Source organism: Arthrobacter sp. WCS2018Hpa-7 (assembly GCF_031843805.1).
GTDB lineage: Bacteria > Actinomycetota > Actinomycetes > Actinomycetales > Micrococcaceae > Arthrobacter.
Map to the genome: position 1 here is coordinate 65,910 of NZ_JAVTJB010000013.1, position 17,634 is coordinate 83,543.

General features: G+C 63.7%; 19 protein-coding genes and 1 tRNA gene. 13 read left to right on the top strand and 7 right to left on the bottom strand.

Translation table 11 applies throughout. From position 1 onward, the window contains the following. The first annotated feature begins 38 nt into the window (after positions 1-38). The 5 genes from RQH14_RS14760 (at position 39) to RQH14_RS14780 (ending at position 3,680) form a co-directional block, all read left to right on the top strand. Positions 39-1,544 carry a M15 family metallopeptidase gene (locus RQH14_RS14760; protein ID WP_311213930.1) on the top strand — a complete coding sequence of 502 codons (1,506 nt, stop codon included), beginning with the start codon at positions 39-41 and terminating at the stop codon, positions 1,542-1,544. A gap of 79 nt (positions 1,545-1,623) precedes the next feature. Then, positions 1,624-1,694 (top strand) — tRNA-Gly (locus RQH14_RS14765). A gap of 157 nt (positions 1,695-1,851) precedes the next feature. After that, positions 1,852-2,313, top strand: a complete 462-nt coding sequence (locus RQH14_RS14770) for a nuclear transport factor 2 family protein (RefSeq protein ID WP_311213931.1) — start codon at positions 1,852-1,854, stop codon at positions 2,311-2,313. Between the two features lie 78 nt (positions 2,314-2,391). Beyond that, positions 2,392-2,526 carry a hypothetical protein gene (locus RQH14_RS14775; protein WP_311213932.1) on the top strand — a complete coding sequence of 45 codons (135 nt, stop codon included), beginning with the start codon at positions 2,392-2,394 and terminating at the stop codon, positions 2,524-2,526. Continuing rightward, positions 2,523-3,680, top strand: a complete 1,158-nt coding sequence (locus RQH14_RS14780; RefSeq protein WP_311213933.1) for a N(5)-(carboxyethyl)ornithine synthase — start codon at positions 2,523-2,525, stop codon at positions 3,678-3,680. The genes RQH14_RS14775 and RQH14_RS14780 overlap by 4 nt, the downstream gene beginning before the upstream one ends. A gap of 71 nt (positions 3,681-3,751) precedes the next feature. On the opposite strand, the gene RQH14_RS14785 is transcribed toward RQH14_RS14780, so the two are convergent. Continuing rightward, positions 3,752-5,137 (bottom strand): MFS transporter, encoded by a 1,386-nt coding sequence (locus RQH14_RS14785; RefSeq protein WP_311213934.1) that lies wholly within the window; start codon positions 5,135-5,137, stop codon positions 3,752-3,754. A 178-nt stretch (positions 5,138-5,315) separates the two neighbouring features. Between RQH14_RS14785 and RQH14_RS14790 the strand changes: the two genes are divergently transcribed. From RQH14_RS14790 to RQH14_RS14800, 3 genes are all read left to right on the top strand, one after another. Further along, positions 5,316-6,170 (top strand): LysR substrate-binding domain-containing protein, encoded by an 855-nt coding sequence (locus RQH14_RS14790; RefSeq protein WP_026543322.1) that lies wholly within the window; start codon positions 5,316-5,318, stop codon positions 6,168-6,170. 39 nt (positions 6,171-6,209) lie between these two features. After that, a complete protein-coding gene (locus RQH14_RS14795) occupies positions 6,210-6,776 on the top strand; it encodes a GNAT family N-acetyltransferase (protein ID WP_311213935.1) in 567 nt (188 codons plus the stop codon). 209 nt (positions 6,777-6,985) lie between these two features. After that, a complete protein-coding gene (locus RQH14_RS14800) occupies positions 6,986-7,759 on the top strand; it encodes a sugar phosphate isomerase/epimerase (protein ID WP_311213936.1) in 774 nt (257 codons plus the stop codon). A 20-nt stretch (positions 7,760-7,779) separates the two neighbouring features. Here the strand turns inward: RQH14_RS14800 and RQH14_RS14805 are convergent, their stop codons facing one another. Beyond that, entirely contained in the window at positions 7,780-8,553 is a 774-nt protein-coding gene (locus RQH14_RS14805) for an alpha/beta hydrolase (RefSeq protein ID WP_311213937.1), read from the bottom strand. Beyond that, entirely contained in the window at positions 8,550-9,587 is a 1,038-nt protein-coding gene (locus RQH14_RS14810) for a LacI family DNA-binding transcriptional regulator (RefSeq protein WP_311213938.1), read from the bottom strand. The genes RQH14_RS14805 and RQH14_RS14810 overlap by 4 nt, the downstream gene beginning before the upstream one ends. A gap of 194 nt (positions 9,588-9,781) precedes the next feature. Between RQH14_RS14810 and RQH14_RS14815 the strand changes: the two genes are divergently transcribed. The 4 genes from RQH14_RS14815 (at position 9,782) to RQH14_RS14830 (ending at position 13,554) form a co-directional block, all read left to right on the top strand. Then, entirely contained in the window at positions 9,782-10,951 is a 1,170-nt protein-coding gene (locus tag RQH14_RS14815; protein WP_311213939.1) for a Gfo/Idh/MocA family oxidoreductase, read from the top strand. Next, positions 10,951-12,165 (top strand): dihydrodipicolinate synthase family protein, encoded by a 1,215-nt coding sequence (locus tag RQH14_RS14820; RefSeq protein ID WP_311213940.1) that lies wholly within the window; start codon positions 10,951-10,953, stop codon positions 12,163-12,165. The genes RQH14_RS14815 and RQH14_RS14820 overlap by 1 nt, the downstream gene beginning before the upstream one ends. After that, positions 12,162-13,004, top strand: coding sequence for a sugar phosphate isomerase/epimerase family protein (locus tag RQH14_RS14825; RefSeq protein WP_311213941.1), 843 nt, complete (start codon positions 12,162-12,164; stop codon positions 13,002-13,004). Before RQH14_RS14820 ends, RQH14_RS14825 begins: the two co-directional genes overlap by 4 nt. Positions 13,005-13,383: 379 nt before the next feature. Continuing rightward, on the top strand, positions 13,384-13,554 hold the full coding sequence (locus RQH14_RS14830) for a hypothetical protein (protein ID WP_311213942.1): 171 nt from the start codon (positions 13,384-13,386) through the stop codon (positions 13,552-13,554). 83 nt (positions 13,555-13,637) lie between these two features. Here RQH14_RS14830 and RQH14_RS14835 read toward each other — a convergent pair whose 3' ends face one another. The 4 genes from RQH14_RS14835 to RQH14_RS14850 form a co-directional block, all read right to left on the bottom strand. Then, entirely contained in the window at positions 13,638-13,865 is a 228-nt protein-coding gene (locus tag RQH14_RS14835; RefSeq protein ID WP_311213943.1) for a hypothetical protein, read from the bottom strand. Continuing rightward, positions 13,837-14,940: a YihY/virulence factor BrkB family protein gene (locus tag RQH14_RS14840; RefSeq protein WP_311213944.1), complete on the bottom strand. Its 1,104-nt coding sequence runs from the start codon at positions 14,938-14,940 to the stop codon at positions 13,837-13,839. The genes RQH14_RS14835 and RQH14_RS14840 overlap by 29 nt, the downstream gene beginning before the upstream one ends. Positions 14,941-15,031: 91 nt before the next feature. Continuing rightward, the gene (locus RQH14_RS14845) at positions 15,032-15,793 is read right to left on the bottom strand and encodes an ABC transporter permease (RefSeq protein ID WP_311213945.1); all 762 of its coding nucleotides are present in this window, start codon (positions 15,791-15,793) and stop codon (positions 15,032-15,034) included. After that, positions 15,793-16,752: an ATP-binding cassette domain-containing protein gene (locus RQH14_RS14850; RefSeq protein WP_311213946.1), complete on the bottom strand. Its 960-nt coding sequence runs from the start codon at positions 16,750-16,752 to the stop codon at positions 15,793-15,795. The genes RQH14_RS14845 and RQH14_RS14850 overlap by 1 nt, the downstream gene beginning before the upstream one ends. A gap of 101 nt (positions 16,753-16,853) precedes the next feature. Between RQH14_RS14850 and RQH14_RS14855 the strand changes: the two genes are divergently transcribed. Next, complete coding sequence (locus RQH14_RS14855; protein WP_311213947.1) at positions 16,854-17,624, top strand: TetR/AcrR family transcriptional regulator; 771 nt, start codon at positions 16,854-16,856, stop codon at positions 17,622-17,624. Positions 17,625-17,634 lie beyond the last annotated feature (10 nt).

Below are 17,634 nucleotides of genomic sequence, written 5' to 3' on the forward strand. Positions count from 1 at the left end.
GAGTTCCCGAGGCTGGCAAAAACCGAATTGGGGGCGTTATGCGGGTTCTGGGACATCAAACTATTGCAGGGAATGCACGACGCCGGGTGGCCGCGTGCGCGGTTTTCCTCGCCATGGCGGTGGCTGGCGGCGTTGTCACCGCCGTTCCCGCAACGGCGGCAGCACCAACGGCGGCAGCACCCGCGGCTGCAGCAACCACAAAGGTCCCCGCAACGGCCAACCCGTTGCCGAGCGTCGACCCCGTTGGGGACCCTGCCAACTTTTCGGTCCTGGTCAACAAATCGCGGCCACTGAACCCGGCGAGCTACGCGCCGTCGGACCTTATCAACGCGCGTGGCTCCGGCCAGTACATGCGGGCGGAAGCTGCCGCGTGGCTCAACGGACTTTTCCAGGGCGCAGCTGACGCAGGCACGGGTGGCTTGTCGATCGTGAGCGGGTACCGGTCCTACGCGCAGCAGCAGCAGGTTTACGCGTATTACGTCAGCATCTACGGGCAGGCCTATGCGGACACCATTTCGGCGCGCCCCGGGTACAGCGAGCACCAGACGGGGCTCGCCATGGACATCGGCAACGCCGCCGGCAACTGTGGCCTGAGCACCTGCTTCGGCGATACCGCAGCGGGTAAGTGGGTAGCTGCGAATGCCCACAAGTACGGCTTCATTGTCCGCTACCCCAACGGTTACACGGGCACCACGGGCTACAGCTACGAGCCGTGGCATTTGCGCTATGTGGGCGTAGCCTTGGCCACCGACATGAACCGGCGAGGCTTCCCGACGCTGGAGCACTACTTTGCGGGCAACACCGCAGCCGCAGCAAGCATCAAGTCCGGCGCGGACCTGGTGGCTGCTGACGCGTCGGGCCGTCTGTTGCGCTACCCGGCGACGGCGGCCGGCAGCTATGCGGGTGCCGTCCAGATCGGTTCGGGCTGGTCCGGGTTGAAGCAGGCCTTCGTGGTGGACTGGGACATTGATGGCGTCTACGACATCCTGGCGCAGTGGAACAACGGCGTCCTGGGTGTGTACCGGGGCCTCCCGGGCGGCGGGTTCGCCAACCAGGTTGTAGTGGGCAACGGCGGCTGGGAGCGCATGACCATCACCGTGGGCAAGTGGACGCACGCGCATGGCCGGCCCGGCGTCGTCGGCTATTTCCCGGACGGTGTCCTGCGCTACTACCCCAACACCTTTGGTGGTGCGCTGAGCGCCCCGCAGGTCATCGGCAAGGGCTGGAATGGCATGGAGCTGACCATTGCCGATTGGGAGGGCGATGGCGCCAATGACATCCTGGCGAGAACAGGTTCCGGCGCCCTGGTTAACTACCGCGGCGATGGATGGGCGGGCTTCTACGGACCGGCCACTACCGTGGGCACCGGCTGGCAGTACATGCGCGTCCTGGCCCCCAGTTTCGGGCTGACTGGCGCGGGCACCCGCGGCATCACTGCACAGACCGCCGACGGCAACCTCTACAACTACGGACTCGGCCGGGGCCATTGGACAACCTACCGCCAGGTGGGCTCCGGCTGGAACGGCCTGAAACTGTTCAAGTAGGCGGCCGACGCGCCTGTCATGGGCAGCCCCGCAACTGCGCTAAGCTAGGACTCGCTCGGGGCGAAAATTCCCGGGCAGCGCGGGCGTAGCTCAATGGTAGAGCGCTAGCTTCCCAAGCTCGATACGCGGGTTCGATTCCCGTCGCCCGCTCAAGGAAAACCCCGGATCCCACGATCCGGGGTTTCTTTGCGTCCAAGGACTGAATGCCCGACGGCGGTACTCACCAATCCGGGCCACGCACCCATCGACCAAAGGGGCTCACGAGCCTAAACTCGTCCGTACATCCACTTATCCGGGAGGTCCTCCAATGACTCTCACCGACGCTGATGAGGCGGGCCCGCTCGCCGTCATCAACCGCCTGCTGGAAGCCACGAACAAGCACGATCTCGAAGGTCTCGCGGCCTGCTTTGCGCCGGGCTATGTCAACGAAACACCGGCGCATCCCACCAGGGGCTTCACTGGCCGGGACACTATCCGCAGCAATTGGGAGCAACTTTTCACCGGTGTTCCGGACATCAAAGCGCATCTGCTCTCGCACAGCGTCAACGGCAGCTCCATCTGGACCGAGCTGCACCTGAAGGGTGCGTGGCGCGATGGTACGCCGCACGAAATGACGGGCGTCATCATCTTCGGCGTGGACGGGGGCATCATCAACAGCGCGCGCTTCTACCTGGAGCCGGTGGAAAAGGCGGCAGCGTTGGGCGATACCGCCGATCGTGTGACCCACCGTGTCACCCATGGCCGTCCTGCGGCCGAGCCGGCGCAGTGACCGCGGCCACTGCTTCTGCGTGCGAGGTGTATCGTCAGGAGTCAGGAGCCATTTCGGCTCCGCTCTAAGGGAGCCATCATGGGCGACAAATCACCGCGCCAAACTGCATCGAAGAAATCCAGCAAATCCATCAAGGAAAAAAGGGCGGACAAGCGGGCTACTGAGTCCTCCGCCACCGAGGCTGCAAAGCCTTCAACCGGCAACAAGAAGTGACCGCGCCAACCGCCCAGCTGAGCATAGGCGTCCTCGCTTCCTCGCTGAAGCCCAATGAGCGCCGCCTCCCCATCCATCCCCAGCACCTGGAGCGCATCGACCCGGAAGTGCGCCAACAGCTCCGGTTTGAATTCGGCTACGGCGAGCGGTTCGGCGTCTCTGACAGCACGCTGGAATCGCTGGTGGGCGGGCTCGGTACGCGCCAGGAATTGATCGCAGGCAGCGACGTCATCCTCCTGCCCAAGCCGCAGGCCCAGGACCTGGCCGAACTCCGCGACGGCCAAACACTGTGGGGCTGGCCGCACTGCGTCCAGGACCGGGCCATCACGCAACTGGCCATCGACAAGAAGCTCACGCTCATCGCCTTCGAGGCCATGAATCACTGGGCCGGCGACGGTGGCTTCGGGCTCCATGTTTTCCACAAGAACAACGAGCTCGCCGGATACTGCTCTGTACTGCATGCCTTGGCACTCACTGGTTCCACTGGCGACTACGGCCGCCGGCTGAGCGCCGTCGTCATCGGTTTCGGTGCCACTGCCCGCGGTGCCGTGACGGCGTTGAATGCCCATGGTGTCCACGACGTCCAGGTCCTGACCAACCGTGGTGTCGCCGCCGTCGGGTCACCCATTCATTCGGTGCGGATCGTGCAGTTCGACCATGACAGCAATGCGCCGTTCCTCAGCGAAGTCATCACGGACAAAGGGCGCAAGCCCTTGGCGCCGTTCTTGGCCGCGGCGGACATCGTGGTCAATTGCACCCTCCAGGATCCCAACGCTCCCCTGACCTACCTCCGCACGGAAGACTTGACGGAATTCCGCGCTGACAGCCTGATTGTGGACGTTTCCTGCGACGAAGGAATGGGGTTCAGCTGGGCACGCACCACCACCTTCGACGAGCCCATGTTCCGTGTGGGCGGGCACGTCAACTACTACGCTGTGGACCACAGCCCGTCGTATCTGTGGAACTCGGCCAGCTGGGAAATCAGCGAAGCCTTGCTTCCCTTCCTGGACACTGTGGCCGCAGGCCCGGGCGGGTGGGATGCCAACGAGACCATCTCGCGGGCCATCGAAATCCGCGACGGCGTCATCCGCAACCCGGATATCCTGGAATTCCAAGGACGCTCAGCGGAGTACCCGCACCTGCCAACGGCATAACGAAGCTCAACAGGAAGCGCCCGCGGTCATGCCGCGGGCGCTTCACCTGTTTAAGCCGGCCGGGATCCTGGCTACACCGGTTGGGGTGCCTGCACGATCCGCAGCACCCGCCGTCGGTCACGCAGGTCCACCTTCAGGTGCAGCGAAGACTTCCGGGCAAGGACGACGGCGACTACCGCAGCGGCGATGGCCGGCACGCCACCTGAGATCAGGACAGCAAGGTGCGGACCAAAGTGCTCGGCCAGCCAGCCCATCATGGGGCCGCCAATGGCCTGACCGCCGATCAGCACCACGAGGTAGAGGCTCATGACACGGCCGCGGATGCTCATGTTGGAGTTGGTCTGCACCATTTGGTTGGCCGCGGTGAGGAACATGAGGCACCAGAATCCGGCGAGGACCATGGTGACGCTGAACCACACCATGGAGGGCATCAGCGATGATACACAGAGCATGAGTCCGTACAACCCCGCCGACGTCACTACCGACCTCAACCGCAGCTGGCGACGCCGGGTGGACGCCACTGCTCCGATCAGTGCGCCGAGCGCAACCATCGCGTTCAGCAAGCCGTAGCCTCCGGCACCGGCGTCGTACACGTGGTCCGCAAAGGCGGCCAGCAACACAGGCAGGCTCATGGCGAAAACGGCCACGAACCCGGCCATCAACCATGGCCAGTAGATGGTGGGCTTGCTGAGTGCGTAGTTGAGTCCTTCACGCAGCATCCCCTTTTTGCGGGGCGTCGGCTGGCTGAGGTGCAGTTGGTCCTTGCGAAGGATCAGCAGCATGGCAACGGTGGAGCAGCAGGCCACGGCGTTGGCAGCGAAGGCCCAGCCGGCACCGACAGCGGTGAGCAGCACACCCGCCAGGGCGGGCCCGATCAAGCCGCCCAGCTGGAACGTTGTGGAGTTCACGCTGATGGCGTTCCGCAGGTATTTGGGGCCGACGAGCTCGTTGACGAATACCTGCCGGGCAGGCTGGTCAAGGACCGTCACAAAACCGAGGGCAAGTGCGATGACGTACACGTGCCACACTTCGACGCGACCACTCAACGAGAGCACCGCCAGCAATGCAGCCAGCACGGCCGCCGCCGATTGGCAGATGATGAGGATCTTGCGCTTGGCAAAGCGGTCGGCAATCATGCCGCCCCACGGGCCCAGGAACAGTGACGGCATGAACTGCAGCGCCACGGTAATGCCCACGGCGGTGACGGAACCGGACAGCTGCAGCACCATCCAGTCCTGGGCGATGCGCTGCATCCAGATGGCGATCACGGCAATGAAGTGGCCGATCGCGAAAATCCTGAAGTTGGGGACCTTCAGGGAGATGAAAGTGTGACGCCAGGGCAGCTTTTCACTCACGACGGCGAGTGGCTGGGTGACGGTGTCCGGAGCCGGAGGAGCGGACAGGGAATCGATGACGGGCTGGCTGACGTTTGCCGCTGAAGGCGGTGGGGGTGCCAAAAGTAGTCCTCGGATCGAGAGTTTCGGTGGGATACGTTTAACGCTATGGTTGCCAGCAGCAATTATGGAAGCGTATTGCGCCTATAACTAGCATTGCGGAATGCAATGGGCGGCTTGCAGCGCCGGGGAAGCGGCGCAGCACTTCGGCCCGGCGCTGACCTGCGCTTAGAGGAGTTCCGTGTTTGAACCTGTCCAGCTCCGCTCCTTCTTGGCCGTTGCCGAAACGTTGAGTTTCACCAAGGCAGCAGAACGGCTTGGGCTCGCGCAGCCCACCGTCAGCCAGCACGTCCGCAAGCTCGAGGCCGCCGCCAAGCGGGTGCTCGTGGCCCGGGATACCCGCGAAGTCAGGCTCACTGACAACGGTGATGCCATGGCCGGTTTTGCCCGCAACATCCTTGCTGCCCACGATTCCGCGGCCCGCTACTTTTCCGGCTCGGCCATGCGGGGCCGCCTCCGCTTCGGGACAGCCGACGACCTCGCCATCACCGGCCTCCCCCGGATTCTTCGCGAGTTCAGGCAGCTCTACCCGCAGATCAACCTTGAGCTCACTGTCAGCCAAAGCGATCAGCTGTACAAGCGTCTCAACGCCGGGCAACTGGACCTGGTGTTCGTGAAATGGGTGGCCGGCGCCAAGGAGGGCACGGTGGTCCGGCACGATAACTTCGCGTGGGTGGGCGTGGAGCAGACCGTGTTGGAACCGGGCGCACCTGTGCCGCTGATTGCGTACCCTGCACCGAGTTTGAGCCGGAAGCTCGCCATCGATGCCCTGGAAGCGGAGGGCCGGACATGGCGGATCACCTGCAGCACCAAGCAGATCAGCGGAGTGTTGGCGGCCGTCCGGGCCGGGATCGGTGTCGCCGTGATGCCGGCATCGCTGGTGCCCGAGGACCTGAAGGTCATCACCCAGCGCTTCGGGCTGCCGCCGGTGGGCGACGTGGACTTCACGCTGATCCGGAATCCACTGGCCAACGCCGAGGTCATCGACGCCCTGACGCAAGCCATCATGGGCCGGACGCTGAGTAAGTCGAACTAGCGGACCGGGCTCCGGAAGCAGCCGTAGTACGCTCGCCCAATGATTCACGCCAACCTCACCAAACCGTCTGCCAGCTTCCACGCGTCATGGCTGGAAAGCTACGACGAGTGGGGAACCCTTAACCAGGACGGCTCGGCGGCTTTTGTGGCTGCGAGATACGACCTGGATCTCCGCGACAGCAGCGACTTCGCCCAGTGGGTTGATGTCCTGCATCAGATGGCCAAGGACGACTTTCAACCTCCCGAAGGTTTGGCCAACCAAAGCACCATCTGGGTGGTTCGGGAGGATGCATATTTGGGCGCCGCCAGCCTCAGGCACTCGTTGGCCAATGACTATCTAACTGAGGTCGGAGGCCACATCGGCTACGGAATTCGGCCAAGCGCGCGTGGGCGGGGGCTCGCTAAGCTTGCGCTGAAGGGTGCCTTGGAAGAAGCGCGTGCGCTCGGCATGGAACGCGTGCTGGTCACGTGCAAACAGCCGAACGCAGCCTCAGCCCGCACCATCGAGGCGTGCGGCGGCGTTCTCGAAAGCGTCCGCCTTCCGGAGAGTTTTGCTCCGGATCTGGGCGTCACCGAGCCGATTCGTCGCTATTGGCTAGAGCTGTAGTCCCATTAATGAGTGCGGTCATTGTCATCGCGGCCTGGGCACCTACGCCGCGCCCGTTTCCGCCGTTTGCACCAGCAACCTCTGGTGCGATCTGCGGGAACGGGTGCGGCGCTTGCGCTTAAGGGGTGCGCGCGGCGGGAGCGGGTGCGGAAATGTTCAGCAGGCGATACGCCCTTACCGGGTAAGCGCATTCCCGGTATCCTGTAAGCATGATCGACCTCACCACGCTGGCTGACCTCACGCCTGGCATCTGTTCCGTGACTCTCCGCTCCCACGGGATCGACGAGGTGGTCCGAATTTCATCGAGAGCAGGCCTGGCCGGCATCGAGTGGGGCACTGATGTGCACGTCAGCGATGCGGAGTCCGCTGCGCACGCAAAGGAATCAACTGAAGCGGCGGGTCTCACGGTTCTCTCGCTCGGCTCGTACTACCGCTGCGGCGCCTTCGGAGACTTCGATCGTGTCCTGGACCTCGCCACGGCGCTCGGCGCCCCACGAATCCGGGTGTGGGCCGGCGAACTGGGTTCGGCCGGCGCCAGCCAGGAACACTGGGAAGCAGTTGTGAAGGACACGCAGCGGATTGCGGATCTCGCAGCCGCCCGTGGCGTCGCTATCGCGTTTGAGTATCACGGCAACACCCTCACCGATTCGCCCGCCACCACCCTGGAGCTACTGACCCGGGTGAACCACGCCAATGTCGGCACTTACTGGCAGCCCGCCGTCGGACTTTCAGACCAGCAGGCGCTGGAGTCCCTCCACGAAGTCCTACCCCACGTGGTGGGCGTCCACTGCTTCTCCTGGGGGCCGGTTGCCGAACGCTTCCCGCTGCGGAACCGGAAGTTGCTGTGGCAGACCGTCACTGACGTCCTGCGCGGAAACGGCAAGGATCTGGACATCATGCTGGAGTTCGTCGAGGACGACCTTCCGGACAACGTCATCAACGACGCCTCCTTCCTCCACACCATCACCCTGGGTGAGGACTGACACCCCACAAGGCGACGCGGCTACGCGGTCCAGCCCCATCGGCCTAGCCATGATGCGCAGAGCGCCGGCCACTGATCCGCGCCGGGTGTCCCCGAGGCCAGGCCGATGCCGTGAACGCCGTGCGGGAAGACATGGAGTTCCACCGGAACACCGGCCCGGCTGAGCGCGCCGGCATAAGCGAGACTGTGGCTGATGGTGACGGATTGGTCGTCGGCGGTATGCCACAGGAATACCGGCGGTGTTGTTGGACTGACGTGCAGATCCGTTGAAAGCTCCTGCAGAACCTCAGCGGCGGCACCCGCTCCGGCGAGGTTGTCCACGGACCCCTGATGGACAGAATCCACGAACGAAATGACCGGATAACAGAGGATGCTGAGGTCCGGAACAGCGTCGATGGTGTCCAACGCAGGATCGCCGGTGGCTACCTCCACGGACAACGTGGACGCGAGGTGCCCGCCGGCCGAAAACCCCAGGACGCCCACCCTCGTGGCGTCCGCCTTCAGCCCGTGATTACCGCTGCGGATCCACAGCATCGCCTGCTTGGCATCCACCAACGGAGCCGGGTGCTGATCCGGTGCCACCCGGTACCGCAGCACGAACGCGTGGATTCCCAACGAAGCCAGCCATTCAGCCACCGGCTCGGCCTCATGGTCCGCCTGCTTCGCGTAACCCCCGCCGGGAAGCACAAGGATGGCCGGCGCGGCTTGAGCGGAAGGGTCGCCGGTGGAACGTTCGACGGCGGGAATCACCGTCAGCGCCCGCGGCGCCTGCGCTGGTGGCCCCGCCGTCGTCATACCTGTGAGTCCACCGGAGTTTCGGTGCTGCGGCGGAGCTTGACCGCGCCGCTGACGGGAGGAGTGTCCGGATCTCCTGCTGCGAGCCGGCCAATATCTTCGAGCGGCAGGTGCACGGTGGACAGTGCGGGCCGGAAGTCGCGGAGGGTCTCAATGTCGTCGAAACCGGCGATGGTGGCGTCGCGGGGAATCCACACGCCCTCCGGCCGAAGGGCAGCGGTAACGCCGATGGCCATGACGTCATTGACTGCAAAGATGCAGAGGCGCTCTGTGGAGGACTTGATCCGTTCGGCAAGCGCCTGGCCGGCTTCGTACCCGCCGGCCCGGTTGAATCCCGTGCGGATCACCTCGGCGGCGGGCCTCCCAGCGTCCGCGAGCCCACATTGGAAACCGCGGACACGGTCGTCCGAAGTGTAAAGGCCTTCGGGACCGGCAATGATCAGGAAAGCACCGTCATGAGTGGCGGCCAATTCCATAGCGAGGCCGGAAGCCAGTTCCTCGTTGGGGACTTTCACTACGTGGTAGCCCTCGGTAGTGGACGCGCCAACCACCGGATGGCCAACAACTCCCACGTGACCGCCATTGCGGCAATAGCGGTCCAGTTCGGCGGCCAGTTCGGTATTTCCTTGCTTGTCCTCAGCCCGCACGGAGCGCGAACCGGCAATGACGATCGAGTCGGCGCGACGCGCAGCGAACGCTGCCACGGCCTCTTTTTCATCCGAGGGAGCGCCGGAAGTGCTGGCCAGGAGCACCATGCGGTTCTGCTGACGGGCAGCTTCCTGGACTCCGCGGGCGATCGCAGAGAAGTAGGGATCGGCGATGTCGTGGACAACCAGTCCGATCAAGCCCGAGCTCGACTTGGCCAACGCCTGCGCCTGCGCGTTGGGCACGTAGCCGAGCTTATCGGCGGCCTCGCGGACGCGTTCGGCAATGTCTTCGGCGGGCTTCCGGGACGAGCCGTTGAGGACCCTGGATGCGGTGGCCAGGGATACCCCGGCCAAACGGGCAACTTCACTCAGTGTGCTGGCGGCCACGGGGCCCTCCTTGTCTGCAAGCGTCGGGACTGGCGCTAGGGAAATTATGTCAGTCTTCCGCGAGTTTTGGGAAAGCGCTTGCCAATCCGGCGAGTCATGGTGCATGATCGATGTCAACGGGAATGCGCTTTCCCACTTGAACTGCAAGCACCGGCTTCCGCACCGCGACCGGCACACAAGGCACTGGAGAAAACATGGGCTACGAAACAAAGACGATCCGCATCGCCATGAACGGCATCACCGGCCGTATGGGCTACCGCCAGCACCTGCTGCGGTCCATCCTCCCCATTCGCGACGCCGGCGGCTTCACCCTCGAAGACGGCACCAAGGTTCAGGTTGAACCGATCCTGGTGGGCCGCAACGAAGCCAAAATCCGCGAACTCGCCGAGCTCCACAAGGTCTCCGAATGGACCACCGACCTGGACGCCGTCATCGCCGATCCCACCGTTGACATCATTTTTGACGCTTCCATGACCAGCCGCCGCGCCGCCACCCTGAAGAAGGCCATGCGCGCCGGCAAGCACATCTTCACCGAGAAGCCCACGGCCGAGACCTTGGAAGAGGCCATCGAGCTGGCACAGATCGGCAAGGACGCCGGCGTCACCGCGGGCGTCGTGCACGACAAGCTGTACCTCCCCGGCCTGGTGAAGCTCCGCCGCCTGGTGGACGAAGGCTTCTTCGGCCGCATCCTCTCCATCCGCGGCGAATTCGGCTACTGGGTCTTCGAAGGCGACGTCCAGGCTGCACAGCGCCCGTCCTGGAACTACCGCAAGGAAGACGGCGGTGGAATGACCACGGACATGTTCTGCCACTGGAACTACGTCCTTGAAGGCATCATCGGCAAGGTCAAGAGCGTCAACGCCAAGACCGCCACGCACATCCCCGCACGCTGGGATGAGGCCGGCAAAGAATACAAGGCCACTGCTGACGACGCCTCCTACGGCATCTTCGAACTCGAAACCCCGGGCGGCGACGACGTCATCGGCCAGATCAACTCCTCCTGGGCCGTCCGCGTCTACCGCGACGAACTGGTGGAGTTCCAGATCGACGGCACGCACGGTTCCGCCGTCGCCGGTTTGAACAAGTGCGTTGCGCAGCAGCGCGCCCACACCCCCAAGCCCGTCTGGAACCCGGACCTGCCCGTCACCGAATCCTTCCGCAGCCAGTGGCAGGAAGTTCCCGCCAACGCTGAGCTGGACAACGGCTTCAAGCTGCAGTGGGAAGAATTCCTGCGCGACGTCGTTGCCGGCCGCGAGCACCGCTTCGGCCTGCTCTCCGCAGCCCGCGGCGTGCAGCTGGCCGAGCTCGGCCTCCAGTCCTCGGCCGAGCGCCGCACCATCGACATCCCGGAGATCACCCTCTAATGACGTCACTGATTCTTCCCACCGACGACGGCGGCACCCGCGAGTACCGCCTTCAGCCCGCCACTGCGTGGGTCAAGCCGACAGCCCCGCTGACCGCCCGCCGTGCTTACGCCGCAGCCCATGTCATCCCCGAAGTTGCAGCCGACAACACCCCCGGCGCCCCGGCGCAGCTCGACTGGGACGCCACCCTGGCGTACCGGCACGAGCTCTGGTCCTACGGGCTGGGCGTAGCCGACGCCATGGACACCGCGCAGCGCGGCATGGGCCTTGACTGGGCAGCTACGCAGCAGCTCATCAAGCGCACCGGTGTCGAAGCCGCTTCCGTGGTGGCATCGGGCAACGCCGCGATTACGGGCAAGTCCGTCCGCGACCTCGTTTCCTGCGGCGCAGGCACCGACCAGCTGGATATCGCAGCCCTCCCCGAGGGCGCAGCGGGCATCCAGGCTGTCATCGACGCCTACCGCGAGCAGATCGCCGTCGTCAGCGAAGCGGGACCCAAAGTCATCCTCATGGCCTCCCGTGCGCTGGCCAAGGTCGCCAACGGCGCCGACGACTACCTGCACGTCTACTCGACGCTCCTTCAGGAAGTTGACCAGCCGGTCATCCTGCACTGGCTGGGCACCATGTTCGACCCCGCGCTGGCTGGGTACTGGGGCTCGGACGACGTCTCTGTTGCCACCGAAACGTTCCTCAGCCTGATCCGCGAGCACTCGGACAAGGTTGACGGCGTGAAGGTTTCGCTGCTGGACGCCTCACACGAGGTGGCCCTCCGGGCCAACCTTCCGGAAGGCGTCCGCCTCTACACCGGCGACGACTTCAACTATCCGGAGCTGATCGACGGCGACGAAAAGCACCACTCGGACGCCCTGCTGGGCATCTTCGCTGCCATCTACCCGGCCGCTTCGGTCGCGTTGCAGAAGTACGACGCCGGCCAAGGCGCCGAGGGTCGCGCCATCCTGGACTCCACCCGTGAGCTCGGAAAGCACATCTTCAGCGCCCCCACGTTCTACTACAAGACCGGGATCGCCTTCATGTCCTGGCTCAACGGCAAGCAGCCTGGATTCCAGATGGTCGGCGGCCTGCACTCGGGCCGCTCGGTCCTGCACCTGGCCAAGACCTTCGAACTGGCAGATCAGGCCGGTTTGCTGAAGGATCCGTCGCTGGCCGCGTTCCGGATGTCTGACTTCCTGCGGATCAACGGGGTGGGCGCATGAGCGCGGATTTCTCCCGACTGTCGCTGAACAGCGCCACCACCAAAAAGTGGACGCTTGCTGAAGCCGTTGACGGTTGCGCACGTGCCGGCATCCCCGCGATCGGACCGTGGCGTGACCGCGTGGCCGAAGCTGGTTTGGACAAGGCAGCCAAGCTCATCAAGGACGCCGGACTCCGCGTTTCCTCACTCTGCCGCGGTGGCTTCCTGACCGCAGCCGATGCCGAGGGACAGGCCGCTGCCCTGGCTGACAACTTCGAGGCCGTCCGCGAAGCCGTAGCACTGGACACCCAGGAGCTGTTCCTGGTGGTTGGCGGGCTCGCCCCGGGTGAGAAGGACGTTGTGGCGGCACGCCAGCGCGTTGCCGACCGCCTCGAGGAACTCGTTCCTTTCGCCTCCGAGAACGGTGTGCGCCTGGTGTTGGAACCGCTGCACCCGATGTACGCAGCAGACCGCGCGCTCATCTCCACCCTCGGCCAGGCACTAGACCTTGCCGCGCCGTACGACGCAAAGGCTGTTGGCGTCGCCGTCGACACCTTCCACGTCTGGTGGGATCCGGAACTGAAGGCGCAGATCGAACGTGCCGGCCGCGAGAACCGCATTGCCTCCTACCAGGTGTGCGATTTCAACCTGCCGATCGCTGCGGACGCGCTGTTGTCGCGCGGCATGATGGGCGACGGCGTCATCGACTTCGCCACCATCGGCACCTGGGTCAGGGACGCCGGGTACAAGGGCGACATCGAGGTTGAAATCTTCAACCAGGAGATCTGGGACGCCGACGGCGACACCGTCCTGGAAACCATGAAGCAGCGCTACGCGGAGCTCGTCCTCCCGTTCGCGTAACAACGTGATCCTCCCGCGGATGCCCTAAGCTCCGCGGGAGGATCGCTCCAAAAGCCAGCGGGTTCCTGCCACGGTCACGGCAGGGGCCCGCTTTTTGGTGTCCCGGTTGTGTGTCCGTCCTGGCTGGGCGTACGGCTGTCACCCACTTTGATTTCCGAACCGGCCTGACACGCCGCAATGAGGCTGTGTCGCAGGGGCCTTGGCTCCCAAAGCAGGTGGTGGCGGTACACCCTGTTTGTGTCAGCTGTGAGTCGCGGAATGGGCAGGTGAGATAAAAGGTACACAGCTGAAACATTGCGTCGACGAGAGGAAACAATGGCCATTTACGCTGGTTTTACCTGGACAAAGACGTCCACGAAACCACTGAAAGGACACCACCATGATGCTCTTGAAGACACTCAGCTTTTTCCTCGATGCCAGCGGCAACCACAGCGGTCCCTCCGGCGAATCCAGCCCCGAGCACTCCCCCGCTGTTGCCGTGCGACTGACGTCCAGCGCCTGGGAGGGCTGGTGGGATGACGCCGATCAGGGCTTTCCCGCCGAGGCCTGAGCTTTCGTCCCTCTACGAGTCCACCCCAGGACCACTTGGGAATCCGCAGACCGGCAGGAACGTCGTCCGCGGAGCGCTCCGGTTCAGGAGGCTCTCGCCGCGAGTTGCACTTTGGCCTTCGGCAGTCCGATAAAGGTGACCGATCCGCCGTCGTGCCCTTGCAGTTCAAGGCTGATGCTCCGCGAGCCGTCTTGGGGCTCTACGGAGTTGACCTGAAAGATTTCACCGCCGATCCAGACGTTGTCGCCGCCCTTGATGGTTTTGAGTTTCTTGTGTTGCATCTCAGCGCCCACGGCGGCGATCTCCACCATCTGTTTGCTGGGGTTCGTCTCCGTGCGTTTCACGGATTTCTTCGCCATCCCGGATGACCTGGTCTTCCTTTTCCTGCATCTTGTCGCTCTTCTTGGTATCGCGCGGTGGCAGCTGGATGCTCTTTTCGGCCTCGATACCGCCCTGCAGCTGGCGTCCGCGTTCCATCTCGGCGTCGAATTCCGCACCGAACAACAAGGACATGTTCAGGATCCATAGCCACAGCAACATGATGATGACGCCGGCCAGGGCGCCGTAGGTCTTGTTGTAGTTGCTGAAGTTTGCAACGTAGAAGCCGAAGCCAAGGGATGCCAGGGCGAAAATCACCAGTGCGATCAGGGAGCCCATGCTCATCCACCGGAACTTGGGCTGCTTGACGTTGGGAGTGAAGTAGTAGAGCACTGCGATGATGGCCACCACGACGACGATGAGGACGGGCCACTTGGCAATGTTCCAGACGGTCAGGAACGTCTCCGACAATCCGATAGCCCCGCCAATGGCTTCTGCCACGGGGCCGCTCAGGACCAGCATGGCTGCGGCGAGTGCGGCACCGACGACGGCGACAATGGTGACGGCCAGCATCGTGCCCCGCAACTTGATGAATCCGCGGCCCTCGTCCACTTCGTAGACCCTGTTCATGGCCCGGCTGAAGGCGGTGACGTAGCCCGAGGCTGACCAGAGCGCCACCAAAATACCGAAAACCAAGGCGAACCCGGCCGTGTTGGACTGCGTCAGTTCCTCGATCGGCTGGCGCATGGCGTCAACGCCCGGCCCCGGCGCGAACTGCTGCGCAATATCCAACAATGACGACGTGGTCTTGCCTGCGTCTCCGAAGATGCCGATCAGGGAAACCAGCGCCAGAAGGGCTGGAAACAGGGAGAGGACGGCGTAATACGTCAGGCCCGCAGCGGCGTCGGGACACTGGTCCTTGCTGAACTCCCGGAGCGTCCGCTTGGCGATATACATCCACGTGGGTTTAACGAGGTCGTTGGGACTGTCCGGCTTGCGCGAATCCTCCGGGGAAGGTGCGGTCTGAGCCTTGGCTGTGCTGGTATGGGCTGAGTCTTGAGTAGTCATGGGGCACTCGTCCGTGGGGTTGGTTTTCGCGAACAACTGACCCACCAATAGTAAGCATGCTGATGAATCATGCGGAAGAACCCACGCCGAATTATCGCCTGCGACCCCGGAAGATTATCGCGGCACCCATCCAGCCTGCCAATCCAAGGCCGAGGCACCAAGCCGCTGCAAGCCAACCCGAGGCTCCAGCATCGCCACCCAGCAGGAAAGCCCGCAACGCCTCCGTGACCGGCGTAAACGGTTGATGCTCGGCGAAGCCCTGCAACCATGACGGCATGGTTTCAGGCTTTACGAATGCACTGCTGACATAGGGCAGGAAAATGGTGATGCTCGTGAGCCCGCTGGCAGCTTCGGGGCTGAGGAGCAGCCCCGCCAACGTGGACAGCCATGTGAAAGCGAGGATGAAGGCAAGGAGCAGCGCTACCGCCGCAAGGACACCGCCGAGAGTTGCCTGTGGCCGAAACCCCAGGACAAGGGCACAGGCCACCAGCACTGCACTCGTGGCCAGATTCCGCAGAGTACTGGCCACCACATGGCCCGCCAAGACGGTAGAGCCGGCAATGGGCATGGTCCGGAACCGGTCCACCACGCCTGACTTGATGTCCTGGGCCACGCTGACGGCAGTTTGCGACGAGCCGAAGGCCGCACACATCAGCAGGAGCCCGGGCATCACGTAATTCACGTAGCCTCCGCCGGATTGGATGGCGCCGCCAAACACCCAAACGAAGGCAAACAGGATGCCCACGGGCACCATCAGGGAAATCACGATGGAATCCACGGTCCTCATGGTGCGGAAGAGTTCGCGCTTGACCATGGTTCCGGTGTTCGTGACGTAGAGGGATGCCGCAGTCATCACCGTGCCTCCTGCTTGGCCGTCAACGCCAGGAAGACATCATCCAGCGTGGGTTTGATGATCGAAATACTGCTGGCCGTGCATCCCGCAGCGCCGAGGGCGGCAATAACCGAGGTGATGGCAGCTGCACTGTCAGTGGTTCCCATACGGACAGTGAGGAGTTCAGCATCATGGGTCAGGGCCCCGCCCGCACCTCCACTTTCGCTTCGGATCAGCCCCAAGGCCCTGCCGAAGTCCTGCGGGTCCTGGAAGCCGAACTCCACGTGACCGGCGGGCACCAACCGCTTCAATTCCTCTGCGGTTCCCTGCGCCATGATGCGCCCGTCGTTCAAAACGGCGATTGAGTCCGCCAACTGATCGGCTTCTTCAAGATACTGGGTAGTCAGGAACACAGTGACGCCTTGCTGCGACAAGCCCCGCACGGCATTCCACACCGCCAGCCTGCTGCGTGGATCCAACCCCGTGGTGGGCTCGTCCAGGAAGAGAACCTCCGGTCGCCGCACCAGGCTCATGGCAAGATCCAAGCGCCGGACCATGCCTCCGGAGTAGGTGGAAACCTTGCGGCCTGCTGCCTCTTGAAGGTCAAAGTCCCGCAGCAACTCATCAGCCCGACCACTGGCCTTCGCACCGCCCAGGAGATGCAAGCGGCCGATCATCGTCAGGTTTTCCCTGCCGGTGAGGAACTCATCCACCGCTGATGCCTGGCTGGTGACGCTGAGGAGGTTCCTGACAGCGGCGGCCTGACGCCCGACGTCGAACCCTCCCACGGTGGCCGTCCCGCCGTCGGCGCGCAGAAGCGTCGTGAGGATGCCCACCAACGTAGATTTTCCCGCCCCATTCGGCCCGAGCAGGGCAAAGACGCTGCCTGTCGGGACCGTCAAGCTAACGCAATCCAGCGCTGCTTTTCCGCCATAGCTTTTTTGAAGATCTGAAACATCCAGCGCCACTCCAGTACTCATCGCCCATCCCTCCACGTGTTTACGGCATAAACTGTTTATAGCATAAACAGTTCATTTGTGTATACCCGAAACAGTTAGGCTGGCTGTGAAGGAAGGAAGCCATGCAACAGAAGAAGCCCGACGCCACGAAACTGCCTCCGGGCATCGCCATTGCCTGGGGCCTTGAACGGCCCTCCACCCGGGGCGCCAAAGCGGAGCTAAGCCCTGCCCGCATTGTGAAGGCCGCCATCGGTCTTGCCGACAGCGAAGGGCTGTCCGCCGTTTCCATGGCGCGCGTGGCCAAGGACCTTGGATTTACGTCAATGTCCCTCTACCGCCATTTGCGCTCCAAGGAAGAGCTTCTGGTGCTCATGGTGGACGCGGCATTCGGTGAGCCGGACTTTGCCGCATCCCCTGCCATCGAAAGTGATGAGCCCTCCTGGCGGACCGGCACACGCAGGTGGGCCAAAGCCATAGAACAGCGCTACCGAAAACACCCGTGGATCCTCGACTACCCTGTCACCGGCCCGCCGGCTTCACCGCACGAGCTTCTTTGGCTGGAACAGCTTCTACGAGCCCTCGCCCCCACTCCGTTGACAGCATCGGAGAAGCTCAATTCCGCCCTGATGCTGGCCAATCTGGTGCGTTCCAGCACCCGGATGGAACTCGACGTGGCTGACAACGATTCCCCGGCAGCCTTCGAAGCCTACGTGGGCTTGCTCTTCAAACTTTTGGATCCCCAAAAACACCGGGAAGTCCTGGGCCTGTTCAGCGATCCTGAGCTTGCCGTCATGGAAGACGCCGGGGACGAGCTCAGCTTTGCATTGGAGCGCTACTTGGACGGCATGGAGGCCCTGATGGTGCGCCGCAAATCCATCGATCGGCCGGATTGAGCCCCTGCTC